General features: G+C 56.1%; 14 protein-coding genes. 2 read left to right on the top strand and 12 right to left on the bottom strand.

All coding sequences use genetic code 11. The features are described from left to right. Positions 1-434: 434 nt before the first annotated feature. From FJU08_RS18225 to FJU08_RS18180, 10 genes are all read right to left on the bottom strand, one after another. Positions 435-2030: an ArnT family glycosyltransferase gene (locus FJU08_RS18225; protein ID WP_141150470.1), complete on the bottom strand. Its 1596-nt coding sequence runs from the start codon at positions 2028-2030 to the stop codon at positions 435-437. A gap of 99 nt (positions 2031-2129) precedes the next feature. Further along, positions 2130-2531 (bottom strand): GtrA family protein, encoded by a 402-nt coding sequence (locus tag FJU08_RS18220; RefSeq protein ID WP_141150469.1) that lies wholly within the window; start codon positions 2529-2531, stop codon positions 2130-2132. Beyond that, a complete protein-coding gene (locus tag FJU08_RS18215) occupies positions 2509-3453 on the bottom strand; it encodes a glycosyltransferase family 2 protein (RefSeq protein ID WP_141150468.1) in 945 nt (314 codons plus the stop codon). The genes FJU08_RS18220 and FJU08_RS18215 overlap by 23 nt, the downstream gene beginning before the upstream one ends. Positions 3454-3713: 260 nt before the next feature. Then, positions 3714-5363 (bottom strand): hypothetical protein, encoded by a 1650-nt coding sequence (locus FJU08_RS18210; protein ID WP_141150467.1) that lies wholly within the window; start codon positions 5361-5363, stop codon positions 3714-3716. A 489-nt stretch (positions 5364-5852) separates the two neighbouring features. Beyond that, positions 5853-8024: an alpha-glucuronidase family glycosyl hydrolase gene (locus FJU08_RS18205; protein ID WP_210245273.1), complete on the bottom strand. Its 2172-nt coding sequence runs from the start codon at positions 8022-8024 to the stop codon at positions 5853-5855. A gap of 141 nt (positions 8025-8165) precedes the next feature. Further along, on the bottom strand, positions 8166-9824 hold the full coding sequence (locus tag FJU08_RS18200) for a glycoside hydrolase family 43 protein (protein WP_181409917.1): 1659 nt from the start codon (positions 9822-9824) through the stop codon (positions 8166-8168). A gap of 41 nt (positions 9825-9865) precedes the next feature. Next, positions 9866-10948, bottom strand: coding sequence for an ABC transporter ATP-binding protein (locus FJU08_RS18195; RefSeq protein ID WP_141150465.1), 1083 nt, complete (start codon positions 10946-10948; stop codon positions 9866-9868). 12 nt (positions 10949-10960) lie between these two features. After that, on the bottom strand, positions 10961-12049 hold the full coding sequence (locus FJU08_RS18190; protein WP_407943723.1) for a carbohydrate ABC transporter permease: 1089 nt from the start codon (positions 12047-12049) through the stop codon (positions 10961-10963). Further along, positions 12046-13035 (bottom strand): carbohydrate ABC transporter permease, encoded by a 990-nt coding sequence (locus FJU08_RS18185; RefSeq protein WP_141150464.1) that lies wholly within the window; start codon positions 13033-13035, stop codon positions 12046-12048. Before FJU08_RS18185 ends, FJU08_RS18190 begins: the two co-directional genes overlap by 4 nt. Before the next feature lie 71 nt (positions 13036-13106). Further along, a complete protein-coding gene (locus FJU08_RS18180; RefSeq protein WP_141150463.1) occupies positions 13107-14369 on the bottom strand; it encodes an ABC transporter substrate-binding protein in 1263 nt (420 codons plus the stop codon). Between the two features lie 549 nt (positions 14370-14918). On the opposite strand from FJU08_RS18180, the gene FJU08_RS18175 reads away from it, so the two are divergent. After that, positions 14919-15611, top strand: coding sequence for a GntR family transcriptional regulator (locus FJU08_RS18175; RefSeq protein WP_141150462.1), 693 nt, complete (start codon positions 14919-14921; stop codon positions 15609-15611). Between the two features lie 150 nt (positions 15612-15761). Here FJU08_RS18175 and FJU08_RS18170 read toward each other — a convergent pair whose 3' ends face one another. After that, complete coding sequence (locus FJU08_RS18170) at positions 15762-18305, bottom strand: calcium-binding protein (protein WP_141150461.1); 2544 nt, start codon at positions 18303-18305, stop codon at positions 15762-15764. A 758-nt stretch (positions 18306-19063) separates the two neighbouring features. Here FJU08_RS18170 and FJU08_RS23090 point away from each other — a divergent pair. Continuing rightward, positions 19064-19339: an ATP-binding protein gene (locus tag FJU08_RS23090; protein WP_407943722.1), complete on the top strand. Its 276-nt coding sequence runs from the start codon at positions 19064-19066 to the stop codon at positions 19337-19339. Between the two features lie 45 nt (positions 19340-19384). Here the strand turns inward: FJU08_RS23090 and FJU08_RS18165 are convergent, their stop codons facing one another. Further along, positions 19385-25807, bottom strand: a complete 6423-nt coding sequence (locus FJU08_RS18165) for a DUF7507 domain-containing protein (RefSeq protein WP_181409914.1) — start codon at positions 25805-25807, stop codon at positions 19385-19387. Between the last annotated feature and the right edge of the window lie 175 nt (positions 25808-25982).

Here is a 25982-nt window from a genome sequence, read left to right as displayed (position 1 = left end):
GAACATTGCGAAACGCACTCCTTCTCTTCGGATGCGTATCAATTCGCAACGACGCCTATCGTCGGCAATGTGGGGCGCAGACAGCGCTTACCAATCAGCCGGTTATCTGGATCGCAGGCCGCATAGCGACGTTCGGCCAGGCTGGCCTCGTAGGTTGCCTGCGAGCCTGGACGAGGTTCTTGAGCAACGACTGTTCCGGCGTATGGGACGGTCGCCACGCGACACCGTTGAGCCAAACTGGCCGAAGCGTTGAAGCGAGAGGGCGTCACGCTCCATGTGCTGTGGCAAGAATACCACCTTCCGCCTGGCGCAATACGGCCATGATCTGGGGTTCGCTAAATCGGCTCTTTCTCATCAAAATCTCCTCGAGCATCTTGCCGAGAAAATTCTACTTTTGAAGCCCCTTATTGGCGGGGAAGGTTACCCAAATACGATTAATTCACCGACTTTATCAATCTACAAGACTTCAATCGTCCGGCGTTACTATCAATATACAAACAATCGTCTCCCTCTTTTTTCAGGCCGAAAGTGGCGAGAGCGGCGCTGGAGGTTTCTTCATCAAAAGATTCAGGCGACAAGGTCATAATCGGACCATCTTGCGCGGCAACGATTTCTTTTATGCGCTGACCCAGACCATCGTCTGCAGAGATTGGCAGATTGCCCTCAAACCGGACAAAGCGGTCTGTTGCCGGTAGATAGGGAATGACATAGGCCATGGGTTCGCCTGAAAGCATCACAAAAAGCTGATCTCCTGCCTGCAACTCCGGTGGAATTGCCAGCTCGAACCAACTGTCCGAGAATTTGGCTCTCGCCCAATTGGCAGGAACCGTCGTCGTGAGCAGCAATGCGACACTCGCAAAAGACATGATCAGCAATCTGCGTGCATCCTGAGTGATCACCGCCAACAGGCCGATCACACAGACAGGAATGAGCTGCTCCAGCGCCACTGCATACCGGCCAATGCCAAACATCAGTCCCCACAAGAGCAAACTTGTAACAACAAATATCAAAAGCGAGAGAAGCTTCTTCAGTTCAACGATACTGTCCTGAAGCCCCCGATGGCGGCCGCGACGCAAAAGAGAATCAAGAAGAACAAGAACAAACACAAAAAGAAAGATCGCAAAAATCACATATCTCAGGTCAACCATACCGACTTCTGTCGTTGGATGCGCACCCGCTGCAATCTCGCTAAATTTCGGAAAGAAATCCCCCACACCGTGAAAGATGAAACGCGTATCCTTCAAGGCGACCGACGGATAGAGCTCCGACTTGAAGAGGTCATTGTAAAGCGGCATCAGCGGGTTATCGAACAGCCTGTACATATAGACCGCCCACGTCGCCCCGAACGGAATAAATGTGAGCAAGAAACCACCCGCCGCCGCCAGGGCCTGCCTATGGAACCGCCTTGGGTTCAGCACGAGTACAGCAACAGCCAGCCCCGGAATATAGATCAACGCCGTCAATTTCAAAGCGACAGCCAGCCCGAGAAACAGACCCGACCAAAAGTACTGCCGGACTGCAGAGCCATCCCGAATAGCGAAGTAGACGGCGGCCAGAATGCATGCAGCGACCAAATTGTCATTCATCGACACGCCGATAAGGGACAAAAACACAGGCCCGGTGCCCGCGGCAACAGCACAAAGAATGGCGAGACATTGAACAACCCAGCGCCCACCAAGCAGTGCCGGTCGAAATAATTGGCAAGCTATGAGATAGATGAGCAGAATATTGGCCGCGGAACAGGCCGCCAGAATAACAGAGCCGATCACTGGCTTTGTGAACATAACGGCGAGATAAGGCAGCAACACACCGAAAGGATTGGTCCACGTCTGACGCTGCCCGGGCGCCACATCATAAACCAAGCGATCATGCAAGAACGCGTAAACTGAATAGATATGATAATTGCGCAGATCCCAGTTAACATCCAAACCTGCATGCAAGGCATAGTAGACGCAGAAAACGACCGCAGATCCAAAAACTATGAACGGTATGACGTGAGACTCAAGAGGCCTCCGAAACTTACCAAGCATTGAACGGCCCCATTCCCGCTGTTCGTTAGACGACTTGACCTAATCCCCAAGTTTCCTCCAGCCGTTAGGCGAATCCGAGGGTCGATGCAGTACAGCTATTCAAGCTTTGAACACATAGTGTTTTGACAGAACGAAATTGAACAGCATCCCGCAGATCGTGCCAGCCGCGATCGCGATAACGGGATAGCGCCCCACCATGTCGATGGACGCATATAGCATTGCAACAGAAACGGCATAGTTCACCCCGCCGCCGACGAGATTAGCTGACAGGTATTTCAACCATTCCGCGACAAGAGCCCCATGTTGGCTCTTGAACGTCCATAGACGGTTGAGGAGCCAGGCAGTGGTTGCTGCGCTGAGATAGCTCCCGGCGCGTGACAGGAAAAATGGCAAGCCCAGTCGGAGCAAGACGGACAGACACAGCCAGTCGACGACGAAGGCGATGGCTCCGACAACAGCGAAACGGAGGAACACGGCTTCATACACCGAGAGAACGGGCATGGATGGAAGCAATCGCTAGATAACGCATGCGCTTGGCCTCACGACGACTCAAGGTTACCGTGTCGAGTATCACACCGCAAAAGAAGGAGAGGGCTGCCAGCATGCCGCACCCAGTTGCGAGCACAACGGTTGGAAAACGCGGAACGAGCCCCGTGTGAAAATAGGTGAAGAAAACGGGAACCATGATAATCAGCGCAAACAGCGAGAGTATCAGGGCCGCGATCGAAAAGAATTGGAATGGGCGTTCGTCTCGGACAAGCAGCATAATCGTCCGCAAGATCCGGAAACCATCGCTGAATGTGCGTAGTTTGCTATCAGATCCTTCGGGGCGCTCTTTATAAGGGGTTCCGATTTCCGCAGTGGGCATACGAAGCTCCAGAGCATGAACAGTCAACTCGGTTTCAATTTCAAACCCGGTTGCAAGCGCAGGAAAGCTCTTGACAAAACGACGTGAAAAGACCCGGTATCCTGATAGCATATCATTGAATTCGTTTCCGAAAGTCATTGCCACAAGACCGGTGAGCATCTTGTTTCCAAAGCGATGTCCAGGCCGGTAGGCTTCTGTCGAACCGCCGTCACGCCGTCCGTTCACCATATCCAGACCCTGCGCGCAAAGCGCCTCAACCAGCCTGGGTGCCGAGGCTGCATCATAGGTGTCGTCACCATCGACCAAGACATAGATATCTGCCTCAATATCCGCGAACATCCTGCGCACAACATTGCCTTTGCCTTGGCGCCGCTCCAGCCGCACGACTGCACCAGCCTTTTCCGCACACTCACGTGTCCGGTCGGTTGAATTGTTGTCGTAAACATAAATCGTGGCTTCTGGTAGAGAGTCCTTGAAATCGGAAACGACCTTTCCGATCGTAATCTCTTCATTGTAGCACGGCAAAAGAACCGCTATTGAAATCTTGTCTGTCATCGTTCTTTCTTCAACTATAGGCTTCCGATACCTGTGCCTGGCAGGTCGGCCATCTGTGTCTGCAGTTTTTCTGTACCACAAGTCGTGGGATAAGGTTTCATCGCAAAAGCGCAAGGTAAGCGTTCGTATATCATTGCATCGAACAATGCGAAACACACCAACCGTATACGCACAGGCTCGGGAAAGGGAATGGAAGCCCCGGAGGCCTCCAAACCGGCCAAGCATGCGCCACGGCACATCAGATCAGCCCCGCCCCTCTTCTAGTTTCGCTCGAGTGCGCAAATCCGGACAAAGGGTGCATCATCGACATTGGAAATGAGCTGTGAACAATTATCTGTGCGATGCAGTCCATAAAAGTTGAGCGCATTGTCTGCGGCGCCCTTGAAAGCATTCGGATATTCGAGCCCCCATAGAGGTCCGTCAAATGAACGGATGGCATCTTCAACTTTCGCTTCAAGTTTTCCTTCACGTCCCGGCCCGGTAATATTGCCCTGCACCCCGATGGCCCGAACGGATTTCGGCATTTCGGGAATAAGCCATGAATAGGCATAGGCGTCGAGAAATAGAACCATCGCATCGTCTTCGATCGGGGGCAGTTGCACCGATACGACCTTGTCCGACGGTTTGGCACGGCTCCACCATGGGTAATGCGTGTACTTCATCGTGGTCACCATGACTGCCAGAATGAGTACACTGCCAAGCGCCGCCAGAAAGCCTCGTGACAGCCGCTCTTCCTCACCATTGGTTGAGCACAGGCGGAAGACAAGCACGAGCGGCACAACCCCGCTAAAGGCCTCCAGCACCGTCAAATAGCGGTATATTGACCATTCCATTTCCCAGAGGGCATAGGACAGGATGCAAAATACCGAAAATGCCATGGTCATCAGGAAACGCTTCGATGCCAGAGCGGCCTTCCTGTCTTTGTATAGTGACCAGACGGAATAGATGATCGTGATCAGGACCGAAACCAGAAGGATGAGAATTCTGGCATCCCGCATGTTCAATTCAATGGCGAACTGAGATTCCTGAAATGCCCAATAGGCAGGATAAAAAAGAGCCTGCCAGATATTGTCAGGTTTAAAGCGCTCATCCGTCCAACTCGCATGCGCAGCAAAATCCGATTTGAAAATATTGTTCATGAGCGGAAAGATCGGATTGCCGAATTCGGCATAGTTCCGCAGCAGCCAATGTGCATCAATGATTGCGAAGAAGACAAAGCCACACGCCGAAAAGATAATTGCCTTCAGCAAAGCCTGCCCCGGCCGGTTTATCTCTATGAGAAAGATCGCGATCATGAAACCCATAAAATAGGTAACCAGGGTGAGCTTGAGCCCAACCGATATACCTGCCATCACGCCGACGGCGGCAACGCGGAAAAATCCTGTTTGGCCGCTACGTGACCATGTAAACCATAATGCAATCGCGACAAACAGTGGAACGGCCGGTACCACATCCGACATTGTGGTGAGGAATGTCGAGTAGATCCCGGAGCCCAGAACGCCGTAAATGGCAACAAAAATCGCCAGAACTCTCCAGATGATACTATCGCTTGTCCGGAAGCTCCAGGTCGTCAGCATCACACAATAGGCAGCGATGCCATAGGGTATCGCAAGCACAGCATTCAAGATCTTTGGATGGTTGTTCAGCGCTGCAAACAAAATATAATACACAGCATCAAGGCCGTTAAAGAAATATGTCTGTAGCTGCGCCGCCGCAATATCCTTTCCAGATCGATCATTCCAGGCGGAATATCCGTTATAATAGTGGTAAATCTTAAAATCAGGAGAGCCGTCTGTCGTTATTGACAGGGACAGATAGATGAAGAAAATGCAAAATCCTAAAAATAGAAGAATTTGCGTTTTCGTTTCATCAACGTGGAGAAATTTTACGGCGGAAGATTGATTTGACATGAGATTTTGAAGATTCCAACTATGAACTCTGTCTTGAACGGCGACGCGTGATACGAAAGAGCTCTTCCCGCTTCATCTGTCCTTTCTAGGGGGCTGAATGCAGGAAATTCACTTCATGCGACTAAACCATTCGTTCCGAATATAGCTGGCGATGCAAGACATAATTACATGGATCCACTGACAAGTGGTATGAATTTGACATTTGGGTCCCGCCCCCCCCCGCAAATACGGAACTCAAATGCCAAAGTCTGAACTTCCACTCAATTCATGACGGTGCCTGTGGTTTTCAAGATTCTGACATTTGCTTCCGAAGCCGCGCCCGGCCTAATTTTCGCGATCAACGGTAGCGTGATGGATGAGGCCAAGGCGTGGCAGAACCGGCCTTTGAAACCCTGCTACCGGCGTCGTCGGCAATGACTGCAGCATCGATCTTCTGATCGGCGAACTCACCGGCCGCCCTTGCTAGATTGTCGCGGTTGCTGGCGGCAGTCAGTCGGGGTTACCCGGGGCAAACGGGAAGGAAAGGGCTTTGTAGCTGTCAAGTCTCTTCTGCGGGGCAGCATGCCCCGGTGGCAACGGCAGTCCCGAGATCGCCTGAAAATAGGCAATATTGGCATCCCGCCACCATCTGGCCTCCCGGGCCTGGATTGCCAGGAAGGCGTTGATCTGTCTGAACCGCTGGCCGTCAACATAGGGGCGGGCGCCGGACCAGTTTTCCGCCATGGCGGCCGCGGCGTCGGCGCCCCTGTCGAAACGTTCGATCAGACTTTGCCACAGCGTCTTTCCGGATTTCATGCGGAAATCCCAGGGGATGTGGTGAAACCAGAGCAGATAGCGTTCGTCAAATGCGTGCGGGTCGGAAAACAGCGCCTGCATCTCTTCGCTATATTGGCCAATGCTATTGCTGCCATCGGCAAGCCGGTTGAAGCCAATACCGGCGCTATCCGCCCTGTTATAATAGGTCGGGTTCCATTCCGCGCGTGCCAGATCGTTTACCCAGGGGCCGGGGCCATAGTGATGACCGGTCGCCACCTGATGATGCAGGCCGAAGGGCATCATATAGTCGACAAGGATTTCGTGCGACTGCATCAGCATGTCAACGGTTGTGGACACGAAAGAAGCCTCATTGCTGAAGGTCATGCGAGTCCAGTCTTCCGCTATGTCACGGGCCGTGTCATCCGGGTCCCATGCCATTCTGCCAAAGGCATACCAGTTGGCCTGATTGAAGATTCCGCCGGTCCAGTCGCGGTCGGAGCCGATATTGGCAACGCCGGACATGCCCGTCAGCCTCTGCGGGAAGAGCTTGCCCTGCAGGATTTTCGAGACTGTCGATCCCGTGCCGGCGCTGAGGGTGTCAAACTGAAGCACCTCTTCGAAGACGGGACCGAGAAAGGCAAGGTGCGTTGCCTGGCCGAGATATTCCTTGGTGATCTGGAATTCCATCACCAAAGGGGTCTTGGTGAGCCTGCCGAAGATCGGCGAGAAGGGTTCACGCGGCTGGAAATCAATCGGACCGTTTTTGACCTGTACCAGAACATTTGGCGCAAAGTGCCCGTCGAGCGGCGCAAACTCGTTCAGCGCCTCGCTCGCCCGGTCTGTTCCGGCATCCGAGGCGTAGACGAAGGCGCGCCAGATCAGTATGCCGCCATGCGGCGCCAGTGCCTCGGCAATCATATTGGCGCCTTCAGCATGGCTGCGCTGATAGTCGCCCGGACCGGGCTGCCCTTCGGAATTTGCCTTGACGAGAAAGCCGCCGAAATCAGGTATGGTGGCATAGATCGCGTCGACCCTGTTCTGCCACCAGGACCGGACATCCGGATGGCTCGGATCTGCCGTTTCGCATTCGCCAAGGGCTGCGGGCGATGCGAAATTGACCGAAAGGAATACCTTCAGACCAAATGGCCGGAAGATCGCTGCCAGCATGGCGGCCTTTTCCAGATAGGAGGGGGTGAGGATTTCCGGGGCAGCATTGACGTTGTTGAGCACAGTGCCATTGATGCCAAGCGAGGCATTGGCCCGTGCGTAGTCCGTGTAACGCTGCTGCTGGTAGTCCGGCAGCGTCCACCAGTCCCAGATCGAGAAACCCGCATAGCCACGCTCCACCGTGCCATCGAGATTGTCCCAGTGGTTCAGAAGGCGGAGATCGAGTTTCGGACGGGAACGCAGGTCAGTTGCCGCAAGCGGCCGGCCGGTCTGGATATGACGCAGAAAGGCAAAGCAGCCATAGAGCACACCGGTATCGCTGTTGGCGGCAATGGCCGTCACGTTGCAGCCATGAATGGTCACGCGGCGGACCAGATAGCCCTCGGGGCCGAGATCATCGAGTGGCAGGGCCGCCGATTTGATAAGCGGATTACCTTCCGGGGTTCCGATAATGATCGCGCCATCGCCGATGGCGGATGGTTCGGCCTTTGGCAAACAGTGGAGCGTCATGGCGAAAAGCGCGTGTTCAAGCTCTTCCCTGGCCACCAGAATGGCGGGGCTGTCTGCACCGGCAATCAGCATTGATGCATGTTCAAGGATTTGCCTGCGCCGGTCTTCCGGTTGCGGTAGATAGCGTAGCCAGAGGTCATATCCATCCTCGTTGGTGAGGGCGGCCGTGCAGGTCTCGCCTCTGGCAGCTGCATCTAGCTTCATAAAATGTGAAAGTAAGGTGTTCATCGGTGCTTCTACCATTGGGCTTTGTGACGCGAGCGACTGCGACGGGAGTATGTTCAGGGCGCGAAAGCCCATCTTCGGCGCGGCGCGCCAAAGCAATCAGGTTTCGCAGATGTCAAAAATGCGGAAAGCGGTATGCCCCAGCTAGCCGCGCGTTTCGTAGTCGAACCAGGCGAAGTCGGCATGCTGTGCCTGGCCGCTGATATCGTGTGCGGCCATGCCGACAAAGGCACCGGTGAAATTATTGCCCTCGCCGACGCCCGCCTCATCGGAAAGGATGGTGGCATCAAGGACCGGGCCGATCATCTGCCAGCCGTTATCGCCGTTCAACCAGAAGAACTGCAACGCCGGACCGTCGACTTCGACGGCGAGATCCAGCGGGCCTTCTTCTGGAACCCGGACTGGATCGCAGCCGAAAACCGAGCGACCGAATGGAAAATCTCCGAGTGCAGACATGATCCGCAGAGCACGGCTTCCGTCATCTTCGCGTGTCACGGAAAGATAATGATACTGGCACTGATTGTACCAGCAGATCAGGCCGGCAAAGCTCTGGAAATCGCGCGGGCTGAAGTCGATCCGGGTGGCCGCGCGATAGCTGAGTGCGGTCTGACGCCGGGCGAGCATGGCGCTTTCGAAAAAGTTGCCGGGCGACAGACGGCCATAGATACGCAGGCTTCCCGGGTTGGCCGCAAGTGAAAACAGGCGCGCAGGTTCCGGGCTGCGCAACCACTGGAAGGCAATGGGAAGCGGGCCGGGGGCAAAGTTGGTCCGCACTGGTTCTACGACCGTTTCTTCCGCTTTCAGGCCGTTCGGACTTGTGGTGTGGATCGTCTTCGGTGCCTGGCCGCCTTCAGCGAGATAGAGCCAGCCGTCATCGCGCCACTCCATCTTCTGGATAGCGGTCTCCCGACCGAGCGGTGAGCGGCGCTGAATCTGATCCGAGCCGGGCAGATCACGCCGGATCGCTGACTGTCCCGTCGTATCGGAAACCGTGAGCGGGCGGGAACATAGATGAACCATATAGGTCTCGCCCGCCTGCGTCTCGACGATATCGGCATGGCCGCAGCGCTGCAGCGGCACGTCCGGTGCAAAGGCCGTGGTCAGCACATGCTTGTCCGGGTGAACCTCATAGGGGCCGAGGAGCGAACGCGATCGTGCCAGCGTCACGGCATGTTCGTAGCCCGTGCCGCCTTCAGCCGTCATCAGATAGTACCAGCCTTCACGGTAATAGAGATGCGGCGCTTCCGTCAGCTTCCGCTCCGTCCCCTGGAAGATGTTGTGGATCGGCCCGGTCAGTTTCTCGGCGGCTACATCATATTCCTGCAGCACGATCCCGGCGAACTGATCACCATGACCTTGCTGCCTGTGGTCCCACAGCATGTTGACGAGATATTTCCGGCCATCGGGCGCATGGAAAAGGGACGGATCAAAGCCGCTCGCATTCAGATAGACCCGCTTTGACCAGGGGCCGTTAATGGTTGGCGCCGTGGTCAGGTAGTTGGGGGCATCCTTGAAACTGCCCGAAAGCCGTTTCACATCGGTGTAGATCAGCCAGAACAGCCCGTCGGCATGGGTGAGGCAGGGTGCCCAGATGCCGCAGCTGTCGGGATTGCCGCGCATGTCGAGCAGATCACCGCGGTCAAGCGGATGGGCGACGAGGGTCCAGTGCGCGAGATCGCGCGAGTGATGGATCTGGACGCCGGGATACCATTCAAAGGTGGAGGTCGCGATATAATAGTCATCGCCAACGCGGCAGATGGAGGGGTCCGGATTGAAGCCCGGCAGGATCGGATTGGTGATCATGGTTTCAGTCATGGCGAATGCGTTCCGGATTGAAGGATGGGTCACCTGATGACCTGTTCATCGGCGCCAAAGAGGTGCCAGGCTGCCGCCTTCGGGCGGACGACTAGCACGTCGCCGCGCCGGGTCTCGAACTGACCGGGCTTGTGCACCAGAATTTCGGTGCCATCGGCAAGATTGCCGTGAAGATAGGTGTCGCGGCCATGCTGTTCGGCGACAGACACCGTGAAACGCCAGCCATCGCCACCAGTTTCGAGAACCTCGAGATCTTCCGGGCGAATGCCGAGGCTGACCGCCTCATTGTTTCCGACCGGCAGGTCACGCGGGTCAAGCCGGATCGTTTCCAGCGTGTCGGATGTGAAGGCAAAGCCGCCCTCGCCATCGGCTGCAATACTGCCGTCGATGAAGTTCATTCGCGGCGAGCCGATAAAGCCGGCAACGAACTTGTTGTCAGGGCGGTTGTAGAGCTCAAGTGGCGCGCCCACCTGCTCGATAACACCCTTGCGCAGCACGACAATCTTGTCGGCCATGGTCATGGCCTCGATCTGGTCGTGGGTGACGTAGATCATGGTATTGCCCAGGCGTTCGTGCAGGGCGTTGATCTCAAAGCGCATGACCACGCGCAGTTCCGCATCGAGATTGGACAGGGGTTCGTCGAAGAGAAAGATTTTCGGTTCACGCACGATCGAGCGGCCGATGGCAACGCGCTGGCGCTGACCGCCCGAGAGCTGCGTTGGCTTGCGCTGCAAGAGTTCGTTGATCTGCAGCATCACCGCAGCGGACTGGATGCGCTGCTCGATCTCCGCTTTGGGCATGCCGATATTCTCAAGGCCGAAGCTTAAGTTCTGGCGCACCGTCATATGCGGATAAAGCGCGTAAGACTGGAAAACCATCGATACGCCCCGGTCTGCGGCCGGGGTCCGAACCACGCTGTGTTCATCGATCAGAATATCGCCCGTGGTTGCCGTTTCAAGGCCGGCGATCATGCGCAGCAGGGTCGACTTGCCACAGCCGGACGGGCCGACGAAGACCACGAATTCACCGTCCTCGATTTCGAGATTGACGTTCGGAATGACCGCGAGGTTGCCGAATGTCTTGTTGAGATTGACGAGTTTGAGATTAGCCATGGGACAATACTCTTATTTGACACCTGACGAGGCAATTCCGGCGGTGATGTATCGCTGCAGGAACAGGAAGACGAGCGCGAGCGGGAGCGCCGTCAAGGTCGTCATCGCCAGCAGCAGGTGCCAGACAATACCGTTTTCTGTCTGGAAACCGGCCAGCGCCAGCTGGAGGGTATGAACTTCGGGACGATTGAGCACGATCAGGGGCAGCAGGAAGTCGTTCCAGCGGCTCATGACCGAGAAGACTGCAACGACAGCGAGCGCCGGCGTTGCCAGTGGCAGGACGATGCGCCAGTAGATCTGCCATTCCGAGGCATGGTCCATGCGGGCTGCTTCCAGCAATTCATCAGGGATGGTCAGCATATATTGCCTGAGCAGGAACACGCCTGTCGGTGTGGCGACGGTTGGCAGGATGACGCCCCAGAGATTGTTGACCAGCCCCAGTTCCGAGACGATCAGATAGGTAGGAACCAGGATGACCGTCGGCGGAACCATCAGTGTCGCAATGATCGCGACCAGGGCTATGGTCGAGCCCGTGAACCGGTATTTCGACAGAGCGAAGGCCGCCATGGAATTCATCACCAGCGTAATCAGCGTCGCGATGATGGTGATGAAGGCCGAGTTGTAGATATTGAGCCAGATGTTGCCGCCCGATGTTTCCAGCAATTCGCGATAGTTTTCAAAGGCGAGATGGAATTTTCGGACCGGGCTTGCATCTTTGACATCGACGGTGACGCGTCCGGCGGCGGGATTGTCTGGATCGATCATCTGGGCGCGGATGCCGATCCGGCGCAGCTGCGCCATCTGTTTGACCGTTCCGTCTTCACCGGTGACGTTGAAGAGCGGAAGGGGGTCGTCAAAGCCGTCGACCATGACGGTCTGAACGGTCTGTGGCACCAGGGTCGGCGGATATTCCGACAGATTGGCCGGCGCCTTGAACGAGGAGATGAAAACCCAGACCACGGGCAGGAGCATGATGACGACGCCGAGTAGCAGATAGCCATAGGTGACGTAATCGGCCCAGGTGGCCTTTATGCCGCCCTGCCGGCGGGTCAGGAATGCACCGATCCCGCCACGTTGCGTGGTTGAAGCATGCATTGTCATTTTTTCCCTCCCGAAAGCTTCATCTGGACCAGCGTGAACACGAGGAGCGCGGCGCCGAGCATCAGCGAGGCTGCTGCCGCAAGTCCGTAATTGCGCGGCTGTGTGGCAAAGCCGGTTTCATAAATGTACTGAACCAGTAGCATGGTCGCAGAACCGGGTCCGCCGCCAGTCAGCACGTAGATCTCGTCAAAGGTCTGGACCGAACGGATGACCGCGAGAATGAAGACAACCAGAAGAACCGGCTTCAGCAGCGGGACCGTGATCCTGTAGAATACCCGCCACGGCGAGGCGCGGTCCATTTTTGCTGCCTCATAGACATCGCGCGGTATGGACTGCAGGCCGGCGAGAAGAATGATCATGAAGAAGCCGGAATGGGCCCAGACGGTGACGAAGATAGCCCAGAAGAAGGCCCAATGGGAATCGGCAAGCCAGGTGTATCGCTCAAAGCCGAAAACGCCGAGAATACCGTTCAATATGCCGTTTCTCTGCAGGATCCACTGCCATGTCAGGGCGACGACGACAGGGGAGAGCATGACGGGAAAGAAGAACACGCCGCGGAAAAAGCCACGCGCCCTGATCTTGCCGTTCAGCGCGATGGCCGTCAGCAGCGCCACGGCCATCATGAAGATCACCTGCAGCGGCACGAACATAAGGAGATTGCCGAGCGCACGCCAGAACAGGTCGCGCGAACATGTGGCCGGATCGAGATAGTTCTGGCAGGCCAGCAGCGTCGCATAGTTCTCGCTGCCGACGTAAGGTCTGTCCTGCAGGTAGAGATTGTCACTGCCAGTGATCGAATAATAGATGTTGATGAAAACGGGGAGCAGGCTGAAGCAAAGAACGCTCAGCATGTTGGGTGTCAGGAAGACCCAGGGCAGGCGCTTGATGCCCACCCGTTTCTGCAACCATTTCCAGACGGGCTCCACGGCGCGGGCGGGTAATGCCGCAGCCGAACCCAGTATGGTTGAAATCGTACCACTTGCCACGAGAGCACCTTTTGCGGTTTGGCATTCGTCTTGTGACGGGCAAAGCCGTCACAAGACTTTCCGGGAGGCTGTTATTGTTTGGCGGCTTCGATCGCCAGGCGCACGTCCTGATCAATGCGCTGAAGCGCCGTATCGATATCCATCTCGTTGTTGATGACCTGGCTGATGCGCGTGGTGAGCGAATTCATCATGGCGCGTTCAAATGGCCAGCCCTGAAACCGGTAGGCGGTTTCCGACATCTTGGGGATCTGGGCGATGAAGGTTGAGAGCCCTTCCTGCACCTTGTCCGAAACGCCGGGATATTCGATGCCCGACTGGATCATCGATTGTGCCGTCGGAATGTTGACAGCAGCCGAAATCATTTCGCGAAGATTTTCATCCTGCGATGCGAAGTTCAGGAATTCGCCAACGAGTTCAGGGTGCTTTGTCGACTTGAAGCCTGCCAGTGCGCCGCCGCCCGGCATGGATGAGCATGCGGCAACGCCGCAGGGGGCATCGATCACTTTCCAGTCGAAGAAATCGCCGACTTCCGAATCGAGACGGCGCAGCTGCCAGGATCCGCCGTAATAAAGAACAGTTGTTCCATTGACGAAATCCGTGAAATTATCGCGCATCGTTGCACCACCAACGGCGCCCCACAGATCCATTGGCATCACGCCATCGCGATGCCATGCGACGAACTGAGCGATGGCATTGCGCAAACCGTCATCGATAACGGGCATGCCCTGTTCGTCGACCAGCTCCGCGCCATAGGAAATCGCCATGGCAGCAAAGCGATGGCCCGAGCGGTCCATCTCGAAAGGGAAATCCGTGTTGGTCGCTTTGGCAACCTCCTGTGCTGCCTTGCCCCAGTCCGTCCAGCTGGCCTGCGGGCCCGGCAGCGCTATTCCGGCCTGTTCGAACAGCGTCTTGTTGACGAAGCCACCGGTGACCGTGATGGAATCCGGCAGGCCGTAAATGCCCTTCGGGTCAGAGCCTTCACCGCGCATCCAGTTCAGTACCATACCAAACTGCTTTTCGAAGTAATCGGCGTCCACATAGGGGCGGAGATCCAGATAGTATTTCGAAAGGCCACCCATATCTGTGACGACGGAAATGTCCGGTCCGCCGCCAGATGCGAGCTGTACCGGCAGGCTTTCGGCAACAGATTGATAGCTCACGACCTGGAGATTGATCTTGTCTCCCGGATGTGCGGCCTCAAATTTCTCGATAACCGGTTTGAGATACTCGTCCAGCGCCTGAACGGTAATCTCGTCCGCCCGTGCTGCGGCGGTCATGGAAAGGGTAGCGGCTGTCATCGCCAGCAGACCAAGGCGTCTGGTCAGGCACTTCATGGTGATCCTCCCGATCGTCATAACTAGTCGACAGTTCTTGCCTGTCTCTTAGAAACTACCATACCATTATCGGCTGTCAACGCTGTAGCGAAAAGTTTTAGTTCGTATTTGCTGACATTAATCAAGGTCAGGTCCGGTTGCGGAGTCTTCCTTTCGCTTGGCTGGTGACATTTCAAAGCTTTGGGATGCTACGTCAATTTTCAAAGATCTGGTTCCGGATTCAGGATTGCGATATTATAAATCAATATGTTAACTGATTTTTCACATCGCGTTGGCATCGCCGTTTTGTTTGAAAGGCACTTGCTCCGGAAGAGCTGTGCCGGGGATCGGTTCGCTTTTTCACCGATGAGATGGATCGATGCTGGCAGGGGCGTAGCATCTCAAAATGTCCGGTGCGATGCACCGGATACATCGCATACTTTATAGAAAGTGCGAAATTTGCAGCGAAATCGAGATAAAATTGCCGATTTGGTATGGTAATTGATATTCGGTTTGGTATGGTGCTTCTTCCGGCGAGGGGGCCGGAGATAAAGGGCAAGGACCATCAATATGACGGAAACCGATCTCGATTTTCTCGGACCGGTGGATTTTAGCCAGCCGATTGTGCCGCAGATTCACCGCAAATTGCGCAATGCGATCATTCGAAATTATTTGGAGCCGGGACGGCGTGTCTCGGAGGCCGGGGTCGCAGATGCGCTCAAAGTGTCCCGACAGCCTGTCAGGGAAACCTTCATTCGGCTTGCCGATCAGGGCATGCTCGATATCCGCCCGAAAAGCGGAAGTTCCGTGCCACAGATTTCCATTTCCAAGGTGATTCAGATACAGGCCATCCGCGAGGCGGTTGAGGCCGATATCGCCCGCGGCGCGGCGCGTCTGATGACCACAAGACATATTGATGATCTCTTTGCCCAGCTGGACCGGCAGGAAAGCGAGGAGGCGCGCAATCCCTCAACCTTCATGGAACTCGATGACCTGTTTCACAAGACGCTGGCGCAGGGCGCGGATCTGCCCTTTGCATGGAATGTGATTGAGGTGCAGAAGGCGCAGCTGGATCGCGTTCGTTTCCTGGCGCTCAACGAAATTCCTTCGAGCAGCCTCAAGGAACAGCACCGTGCAATTGTTGAGGCGATTGCGGATCACAATCCGGATCGGGCTGAAATGGAGATGCGGGCGCATCTGCGGAACGTCTTGCGGGATCTGCCCATCATTGCGCGCCGGAACAGTAGCTATTTCGTCGACTGACCGGATGTGCCGATGCTCATACGTGGATCTCCTCAAAGAGCAGATACCACGCCTCAGCACAAAATTCAGGATAGTCCCATGCTTACTTGCCGAAAAGCATCGGGCGATGCCGATTGGTCGCCCGATGCTCTGTTCAAGAAGAGGTGGTGTTCAGGCGAAGATGAAATCGCTTTCCGCGAGTTCACTGGCTCCAACCAAATTGATCGCGATCACACTACCATTGCCAAGATCGATTGTTGCCTGGCTATGATCCGCGCTATAGCTCAGATGGTCGACAACATCCTGATAATCTTCGAGGCCGTAAAGACCGCAAAGTTCAATCTTGTCTTCTCCATGGGTGAAATCCTCAATACCTTCTTGAAGGTTTATGTCGTTGATGTCGAATATGAACGTATCGGCGCCGGACTCGCCGTAGGCCCTGTTCGGATTGTAAATGACGTCGTCACCAGCACCCGCTAGAACGAAATTGAAAGATCCTCTGTCGGCGTAAAAAGTGTCATTGCCATCGCCACCCATGAAGAACCCGCTATATGTGCTGCCGATGTAAATGGTATCATTCCCGTCGCCGCCATCGACAAACTCGCCGACGGAAACATGACCGCCTGGTTCGTTTTTCGTCCCGACATAGATGATGTCATCACCTGCTTCGCCGGATATACGATCCGCGCCATCGCCGCCGACAAGCACATCATTGCCCAGGCCGCCATAGATCGTATCATCGCCATCATCGCCCCAGACGAAGTCCTGATCAGCGCCGGCCTGGATCTTGTCATTGCCATCACCGCCATAGATGGTATCTTCGCCGAAACTGCCATAGATGATGTCATCGCCACCCATGCCGAACATGGTGCTGGTCATATGTGCGGATGAATTATGCGTGCCGTCATGATCCTCCAAAGCGGATGTGTGGCCGTTTTCATCCGTGACCCAATCCTGGGTCGTGCCCGCAAACATGACATTGGAATCATTATCACCGAGGGTGATATTGGTGGCGCCATCCGTCGATGGACCGCCCAGCTTTACCGGTGTATTGCCAAGCAGGTAGTACTGGTCTCCGGCATGCATATTGGCAATCAGGCTGCTGAGATCACTCGACGAAGATTGCATTGCCGAAAGCGCGCTTTCGACCTGATCGGTGTCGACGGGTTGCTTGCCAAAGCCGCCGTCTCCCTGCAGCATGATATAGAGATTGTCACCCTCTTTCTTGATGTTGACAATGGAATCGACCATCGAAGTCAGAATTTCGTCCTTCATTTTGGCGTCGCTGGCGGGAAGGCTGAACCTGTCGCCATGAGCGGCCTCGATGCCGCGCAAGGTCTCGACGATCGCCGGATCGACATGAATGACGGAGGAGACATTCGCGCCGTCACTTTCAAACGCAATGCTGAAGTTGTCGGATGCGACATTCTTGCTCTGCCAGCTATATTGTTCCATCCCTTTCGTATTGTGGAGATAGGTCTGTACGAGCTGGTCCTCCAGGGGGTCGAAATCCTCGATACTGACATAGGTGTCACTGCCTTGCGAGATATTCACAGAGCCGTCCTGCCCATCCATCGCTCCGGAGAACTCATTCAAAAACCGGGTACTCTGGCGCGCTGCCATCGTCGTCGTGCTGATCAGGGCCGCTGCAACGTCGTTAGCCAGTCCGACCCCTGGGACCCAGCCAAGAAGGTCCTGGAGAACGTCTGTGACGAAGCGTCCAATCGGCGCCGGCCCGGTTGAAGTGGGCAGATTATAGCTTGAAGACGGGTGTTGCGTGACAAGAAAGGTATCATATCCGGCCCCGCCGGTGAGACTGATGACACCGCTCTTGAAGGCTCCGTTCTGTTGAACGCACAGCGTGTCGTTGCCGTCATCGCCAAAAACATTGGCGTAGCCGCCGCCCGTAATATTGACGATATCATCGCCATCATCGCAGAGAACCCGCGTCACTTCCTCGTCACTGGTTGGCGATGAACCGCAAACATTTGCGACGTCATTACCGGACCCCATCCAGAACGTGGACGCAGGGAGATAGGGATTTTCCCATGTCGAGACAAAATCATTTCCGCCCCCCATATCGACATCCATTTTGTATTTGACGGTTCCGTCGAGACACGGGACAATTTCAAAACTGTCATCTCCATCGCCAAAATTGAAAATATAGGCGAGACTTCCGTTCTCAATAGCTGTTCTTGAATCTCTAGGTATTAGCCAGCTTTGTTGAGGGTCGCTGTCATTACTATCTGTGTAGATGAGGTAAAGTGTCGGGCCTGATAGCCCACCACTAAAACCATCTTGTGATAATTCGATCGATGTTGGCGCGTCAAAATTGAATCTAATCGGAACAGCGGTCTTCGGATACATACCTTTCGTCGAAATTTCAGGCATCTCCGCTGAAGATACGCCGACATCCGCATTATCGGTGTTTGCGGTATCGGTGAATAGCAGCGCCGGGTCGGCGCTGACGGTCTGCGAAGCCTGCATATCGTCACCGGTTTCGTTCTCATCCGGCGTGCCCTGCGCGCGATCGCCATTGAGGATGTCATCCTGTGTCTCGCGGTGCTGCGCTTCGTTATTCAGAGGAGCGCGATGGTCCGGTGCAAACCAGTCGCGGTTGTCTTCGGTGCGACGGTGAGCAACGGTCTCACTCCAATCTTCATTTTCAAGCAAATCGGGGAAAACCGCGTTCCATTGCTGTGCTGTCTTGGACATTATAACCTCCCATTCCGCCACATCGCTTTCCGCGTGGACGGCATTTATCTTCCACTCCCTCGGCGCCGGCCGGCCAGAAAGGCTTGCAGGCACCGGTCTTCGATGCGGCCGCCGGGGTGGAGAGGGGGCAACCGCATGCTCGGGCTCATCTGTCCGGACAGACCGGATATCGAGCCGTAAAGCCACGTCTGCGCAGACGTCTTCAAAGAAGCCTGCGATATGATCGCTTTTTTCAGGGGCTGGATCTCAAGGGGCCGTTAGTTGGCAGGGCGGTCAGGGCGGATGAGAGACGGTTTCGACCGGCAGGGCCGGTGCCTCGAACCGGTCGTCAGGCGCTGCGTGAAAGCGATGGGGCCTGAACCGGAAAAGAACAACCGATCGACCGGAAAGCGCGAGGAATGCATATCCAGGTATTTTCAGCTTGAATGACATTGCAAGCCTCACTTTCTGGCAGGTTCATCCGTTCAGTCAAACCAGTGCCAAAATCTGCTCTCCCGGCATCGCGGGCGGCGATCACGCCGTTGCGTTGCGCCAGCCATGCTTTTGCGTCTCAGGAATTCCACCGGGCTTTCAACCCTGGATCCCTTCGCATTGGGGGTATAACGCCTTTTAGATATAGCGTCAACTATATTGACGAAAATTTATCTATACCTATGAGTGTCAGTGCGAAGACCTGTCTGTCGGCGCACGATTGCAGGTGCTCATTTCCCTATGATTTGATGCCGGCGATTTGGCGGTAATGAAAACCGGAAATCAATTTGCCAAGGCGATGGATCGTCGTTACGCACTTGCGCGCCAACCTTAGCTTTTCAGAATGGGCATCTGTCTTCGGCGATGCCAAAATGACCACGGTGCATCTCGGTCGCCTGACCCTTCCTTGGCATATCCCGGAATCCGGCTATGTCAGCTTCCGGGTCAAAGCAAACGCTGCCGCTGCACCACAAAAGGGAGGGGAGAAGCCAAGCCTTCGGCATAGATCGCAGAATCCGTGGCATGTCCGCTATTTTCTGCATGACCGAGCCAGGAATCAGTAGCAGCCCCCGCAGCGTTTTGCGCTGCGGGGGCTGTTGTTCTTTTCGTCACGGTCTCCGGATTTCAACACGCAACATCACATCCACCTTCTTTTTGCCACCGGCACTTTTCCATTTTTGCTCCATGGCTTTTGTGATTGCCTTTGCGCGGGCCTTTTGCAGGGGGCCATTGGCGGCCACCTGATAGTCGATCTTCACCATGGCTTCGGGTTTTTGCCGCATCAGCTGGATGAGCTGGTCGAGACCCGCCTCCCATTGCGGCTGAAGCTGATCACTGTCTGGCGTAAAGGCATCATCCGTCATGGTCAGCTCGATCACCGTGCCACCCTTGGCCCCGAAGTTGATCTTCGCCATCTTGCCCGCCGTCAGCCGGATCACCCGCGGGTTCTCCGTCGTCACGTGATAGCCCTTCGGCAGGCTCCGCTCATCCAGTTTCAGGATGAAGTTCGAGCCGATCTGCTGATCGGGAAGATCCGCGCAGGCGATATGGAAACGCCCATGAGGGTCCGTGGTGATCAGCGTGCCGGTGACTGTGGCCAGACGCACGCCGGGCAGACCCGTCTCGCCTTGATCCGCATAGCCATCGCCATTTTGATCCTCAAACACCTTGCCGATGATATCACCGCAGTCAAAAACCGGATCAACAGCGATTTCAACCGAAGCCGATCCCGGCGCGGCAAGCTGTGTCCCCGTACCATCAAGTGCAAGGGCAATATTGGTGTAGGTTCCCGGCCCGACCGTGATCAGCGGCGTGATCTGAAGACGGATCACAAGCTCTTCATCCGGCGCGATCCTCAGATCCTTGAAGCGGATTTCGCGACCGGCAACCTCCGGCGTCACCGCTTCGTCATTGATCGTTGCCGAACCCTTGACATAGCGGAAGCCCGCCGGCATCCGGTCCACCAGCACAAGGCCTTCCTGTGCACGCTGGCCGGAATTGGAGACGATGATGGCGAAGGGCGCGTTTTCCCCACGATGGATCGTCCGGACACTGGCCGTCTTGACGACAGAGATATCCGATGACGGCGGTTTCGGCAGAACAACCGTGGCCGTTGCAACCGTGGCCGGCAGGCTCTGCTGTCCGGCCTGGCCGCTGGCCGTTGCCGTGTTCACGACATGGCCCTCATCCTGCGCCGCCGCCTGCACATCCGCATCCGTCAGCGTGTAAACTGCGGTAAACTGACGGCTCTCGCCCGGGCCAAGCGTGACCGGCGCCTTAGGCTCGAAATCCGACAGCTTGCCCGTGCCGGGCTTGCCGCCAATCAGAACGCCCTGATCCACCGGCCGGACATTCTCGGCCGTCTGACCGCCATCATTGGTGATGGTCACCACATAGGCGATGGTGTCACCCTCGGTGGAAAAGCCGTTATTGTCGACATCGTTGAACGTCCCGGATTTTGCCACCTCCAGCGTCGAAGGCACCGCCCATCCAATATCAACCGTCGAGGGATCGGTGCGGTAGGTACCGCCTTCACCCGGAAGCTGGCCTTCACCATGCGCCGTATTGCTGAGCATCACCCCGGCCGCATCCTTCTGCGAAAGTGGATAGGTCGCGGTGAATTGCGTCTTGTCACCCGGCGCAAGGCTTGCAATCGAAGCCGGCTCCGTCACAACTCCGGCGGCCACCAGCATCTCATCGGCGACATGAATATCGCGCAGCGTGACATTACCGGTATTCTCGATTTCGAAGCCATAGGTCACCGTCTCACCAGACTCGCCGACACCGTTTTCATTGGCATCTTCAAGAAGACCGGTCTTTATGATTTTGGCCTCGGCACGGGCATCGGCATCAATCCGGTGCTCGGCTTCGGGCGGATCGGCAAGCGGATTGCCATCCGGCCCTGTCGCCGTCACCGTCGCATGATTGATGATCGACCCCCGGTCGACATCGGCCTGAACGGCCTGGTAGGTCGCGGTAAAGCTGGCGGTATCACCCGCATTGAGCACGGCGACGGAAGCCGGCGTGATCGCCCCGTCGGCTGCGAACATGGCATCGACAATCCGGATATCGCGCATTGTCACATTGCCGCGATTGGTGACGGTGAAGCTATAGGTGATCGTATCGCCGGAAAGATAGGCGGATGCCTCCCTGTTTGTGATCGTGCCTTTCTTTTCCAGCTCAAGCTGAACCATCTGGGATGCCGCGATCGTAACCTTGTTGCTGTCAACCGGACCCACCGCACCGCCATCCGGCCGGGTTGCCGAACCGCTGGCGATATTGGTGATGAACCCGCGATCGAGATCTTCCGATTTCACCGTGTAATGCGCCTCGAAGACAGCGTCATCGCCGGGCGCTAGCGTTTCCACCTGAGCCGGGCTGACCGTCACCGGCAAGTCCCTGTCGACCACGCTCACCCCATGCAGCGTGACATTGCCCTTGTTGTGCAGCACGAACTGATAGGTGATCGTGTCGCCGACGCTGTCATAGGTCGCGGCACCATCATCAACAGAACCTGTTTTGACGAGGGTGATTTCGGGGTTGATCTTCGCCGGCGTGACGACCTCGTCGGTGTCCGGACTGTCGACCGGCGGCGTTGCGCTTGCTCCGGCCACATTGACCACCTTGCCCGCATCGAGATCAGCCTGGGTTACCGGATAGGATGCGGTGAAGGTCACGCTTTCCTCGGGGGCAAGCTGTGCGGCGCGTCCCTTGTCCTCGGCAACCAGCGTGATGCCCTTGTCGGTCAGCATCGCATCGCGCGGCGTGATGTCCTTCAGCACAATATTGCCGGAATTGCGCACCGTGATGCGATATTCAATCACATCGCCGACGGCCTCGTACCGGCCATCGCTCCGCCCCTTGACGCTGGCCGTCTTGGTGGTGACAAGTCCCGGCATCTGGTTGGCATTGACAGTGTAGGATGCCTCGGGTGCCTCAATCGCACGCTCTGCCTTGTCGGCGAATTCAGCTTTGGCAAAGGCCCGGGCGGTGTTGGTAAAGGACCCGCGGTCAATATCCTCCGCCTTGATGCTGTAATATCCTGTCAGCTTCTTTGTGGTGCCCGCCGCAAGAACAGCGATCGTGTTATCGGCATCGAATGTAAGGTTTGGATCCTTGACGACGACATTCGTCAGGCTGATCGTGCCGGTGTTCGTCACCGTCAATTCGTAATTGACCCGCTGGCCGACCTTGCTGTAGCGCCCCTGACTGTCAGCGCCGACGACTGTGCCGACCTTGGTCAGGGTCAGGGATGCTTCCTGATTGGCAAGCAGCGTCTTGCTCGCCGGATCGGAGACCGGCCCCTTGCTGCCGTCAGGAAGCTTGCTGTGCGCCGTGGCCGTATTGACGATACTGCCCTTCTCGACATCGGCGGCCGTGGCAACATATTGCGCCGTGATACCGGCCGATTCATGCGGGCTCAGCGTTGCAATGCTGGCCGGTTCATAGACCGTGCCGGCGGGCAGGAAAGCATCGGCGATAGTGATATTATTCAGCGTCACGTCGCCCTTGTTCGTGACCGTGAAGCTGTAGTCAATCCGGTCGCCGGCCTGATAGCGCCCGTCGGCACGCTTGGTGACGACACTGCCATTCTTGGTCAGGCTCAGTGCAGCCTGCCGGTCTGCCGTGATCGTTACGGCATTGCTCGGCGGAGACGAGACCGCCTCGCCGCTGCCGGCCTGCCGGCCCTTAGCCACCGCATTGGCATTGGTGATCGAACCCGCATCAATATCCTTCTGCTGGGCGACATAGGCATCTGTCTCGAACTTCACGGTTTCCTTTGGTTTCAGCGTGGTCTTGGCAGCGGGCTTGATTGCAAGCCCGTCAATCAGATCACTGTCGGTAATATTGATATTCTCGACCGCCACATTGCCGGTATTCTCAACTGTAAAGTAATAGACAATCTTGCTGCCAAGCGCATAGCGCTGCACATTCTTGCCATCGACCGTTACCGATTTCACGATCGACAGACTGCTTTTGGTATCGGCATGGACAGTGAAGCGGTCTTCCTGCTGCGGCACTTTCCGGCCAGCGGGATCTTCGGCATCAACCGTTGCCCGGTTGGTGATGCTACCGCGATCCATATCGGCCTGCTTCGCCGTGTAGCTGGCCGTAAACTCTGCCGTATGGCCTGGCTCAAGCGTCGCAAGCGATGCCGGACTGACCGACAGAACCCCGCCATTATCCTCAAGCGTGTCAGTGACCCGGATATTCTTCAGCGTCACGTCGCCGCTATTGGTTACCGTCATGGTGTAGGTGATGCTGTCGCCCGCATTGTAGCGGCCCGATGCAGAGGCGACCTTGCCGGACTTTTGGATCGTGACGCTTGCAGCGCCGGCGCCATAGACCGTGGCGCTGGCCTTGCGCGCACCGCCGTCAACATCGCGGCCATCTGGTTTCTTCGCCGTGGCAGAGGCGGTATTGTCGATCCGGCCCCGGTCGAGATCAGCAAGCTTCACCGTGTAGACCGCCGTTACCGATTTGCTTTCTCCCGCCGCGATTGAAGCGATCGTGTTGCCCGAGGGCCAGTCAAGCCCTTCGAGGTCGGTATCGGAGATTGTCACATCGGCAATCGGCGCATTCCCCTTATTGGTCACGGTCAGCGTGTAGACGATCTGCTGTCCGGCCGCCGTGAAGCGGTTATCCGCCGTGCCGCCGGTGACAGCTGCCTTCTTTTGCAGCGTGAAGTCATAACGGCTCTGATCGGCCTGTCGGGTATCATCATCCGAAGGCGGGTCGGGGATCGGGCGGTTATCGCCGTAAAAGCCATAGCCCGTGGCGACATTGTGCACACTGCCGCGCGTCACATCATCGGCCTTGGCCGTGTATTTGCCGGAAAGCTTAACGGACCCCTCGGCCGCAATCGTTCCCACGTTCAGTGGCTTTTGCTTGGTATAGCCGAGCATGTCATCAACAAGGTAGACCCCTGTCAGATCGACATTGCCCTTGTTGGTCAGCGTGAAAACATAATCGATTTCAGATCCCTCGACATATTTTGCCGTGGCACTGCCACCGATCGTTCCGGTTTTCGTCAGTGTGAGGACCGGTTTTAGATCAGGTGTCAGAATGACGGTATTGGAGGGATAAGGCCCGATCGACCGGCCATCATGCTGGCTGATACCGGTGACGCTCGCCGTGTTGCGAAGTTCCTGCCGTGCCAGATCCGCAGGCTGAACATCATAGTTGGAAGAGGCAAACTTGGCGGATTTGCCAGGCTGCAACACCGGCTCGCCCTCAATCAGCTGCGGCGGCGAAAGCTTCAGTTCTGCCAGAAGCGGATCATTGATCACAAGATCGCTGGTTTTGACAGGAAACGCACCCGTATTCGTGACCTCGAAATACCAGCGGATCTTGTCATTCTTCTGATAGGTCGTATCGTGGGGTGTCCCGTTAATCGTTGCCGATTTTGTGATCGACAGGCTGTCCTTGCCTATTCCGTTGATGACGATTTCGTTGGAAGTCGCTTTCGGCCCCTCTGCGCCGCCATCCGTGAGTTTCGAGGTGACGACAGCGATATTGCGCAATACGCCCTTGTTCACATCGTCCTGCGTTGCCGTGTAAATGCGGCTGAACCCGCGCGACAGACCGGGTGCAATTGGTGAACCGTCCGCCGTCTCGATCCGGCCGAGCACATTATCGTCAACAGCAACATTGTAGATCGGTACATCACCGGTATTGGTGACCGTATAATAGTAGCAGATCTGTGTTCCCCGTTCGAAGGTCGACTGCACGGAGCCGGCCTGGCAACTGCCATCGCGCCCTTCCTTGACGATTGTCACTTCCATGCGCGGCTTTTTGCCGGTGACCGTGGCTGTTGCCTCGCGCGTCGGTGCATTGGCAGGACTTGCCGGTTTGGCACTCGCCACATTGACGATGCTGCCGGCATCCAGATCCTTTGCCTGAACCCTATAGGAGGCATTCACGGTGATGTCGCCCTCAACATCAAGTCTGGGAACGACGCCGCCCTGATACGGAGACGCGAAATTGACATCGCCGATGACTGTATCGGTGATCTTTATGTTTTCGAGGGCCACATCACCTGAGTTATGGAGATGGAACTCATAGAAAACCTGATCGTTGATGTTGTTATATTCCTGCTTTTTCTCATTCGTCGCACTGTCGAGAACGTAGAGAACCTTCTTGGTAAAGGAGAAATCGGCATTCGTTTTGGCCGCCGTCAGCGTGTAGCGCGACGTACCGCTCACATCCTTTCCGCCGCCCTTGGCGTTGACGGTGACATCATTGTCGATCTTGCTGTCGGAAACATCCTTATCCGTGGCGTTGAAGCTGGCGGAGGTGAAGGTGACCTTGGCTTGTGGCGCCAGCGTTGTCTGATTGACCGGGATCTGGACGCTGCGACCGGCAAGCATATTGTCGGTCAGGGATATATCGCTCAGATCCACATCGCCGGTGTTTTCGACCTCGAACGTATAGTAGATCTGATCGCCCTTGCGATATTGCGCACCTTCCTGTCCATTGACGAAGCCCCGCTTCGTCACCTTCAGCGAAGGATTGACGGATTTGCATTTCAACGGTGGAAAGGAAAGCTGGGCCGATAGGCCCTGATTGAAGGCTTCGTTTAAATTTAATCCAAGTACGATGATTTCGTTGACATCACCGGGACCGTTTTTCCAACCTGCGGAAAGGTTCGCGTGTATGGCATGCCCAAGTGTATAGCCATCATAGGCGAAAGTGTCGCCTTTAAAC

The sequence above is a fragment of the Martelella alba genome, assembly GCF_006516955.1.
In the GTDB taxonomy this organism is placed as follows: domain Bacteria; phylum Pseudomonadota; class Alphaproteobacteria; order Rhizobiales; family Rhizobiaceae; genus Martelella; species Martelella alba.
The sequence above is the reverse complement of the archived record's forward strand: the minus strand, read 5'-3'. Positions and strand labels throughout refer to the sequence as shown.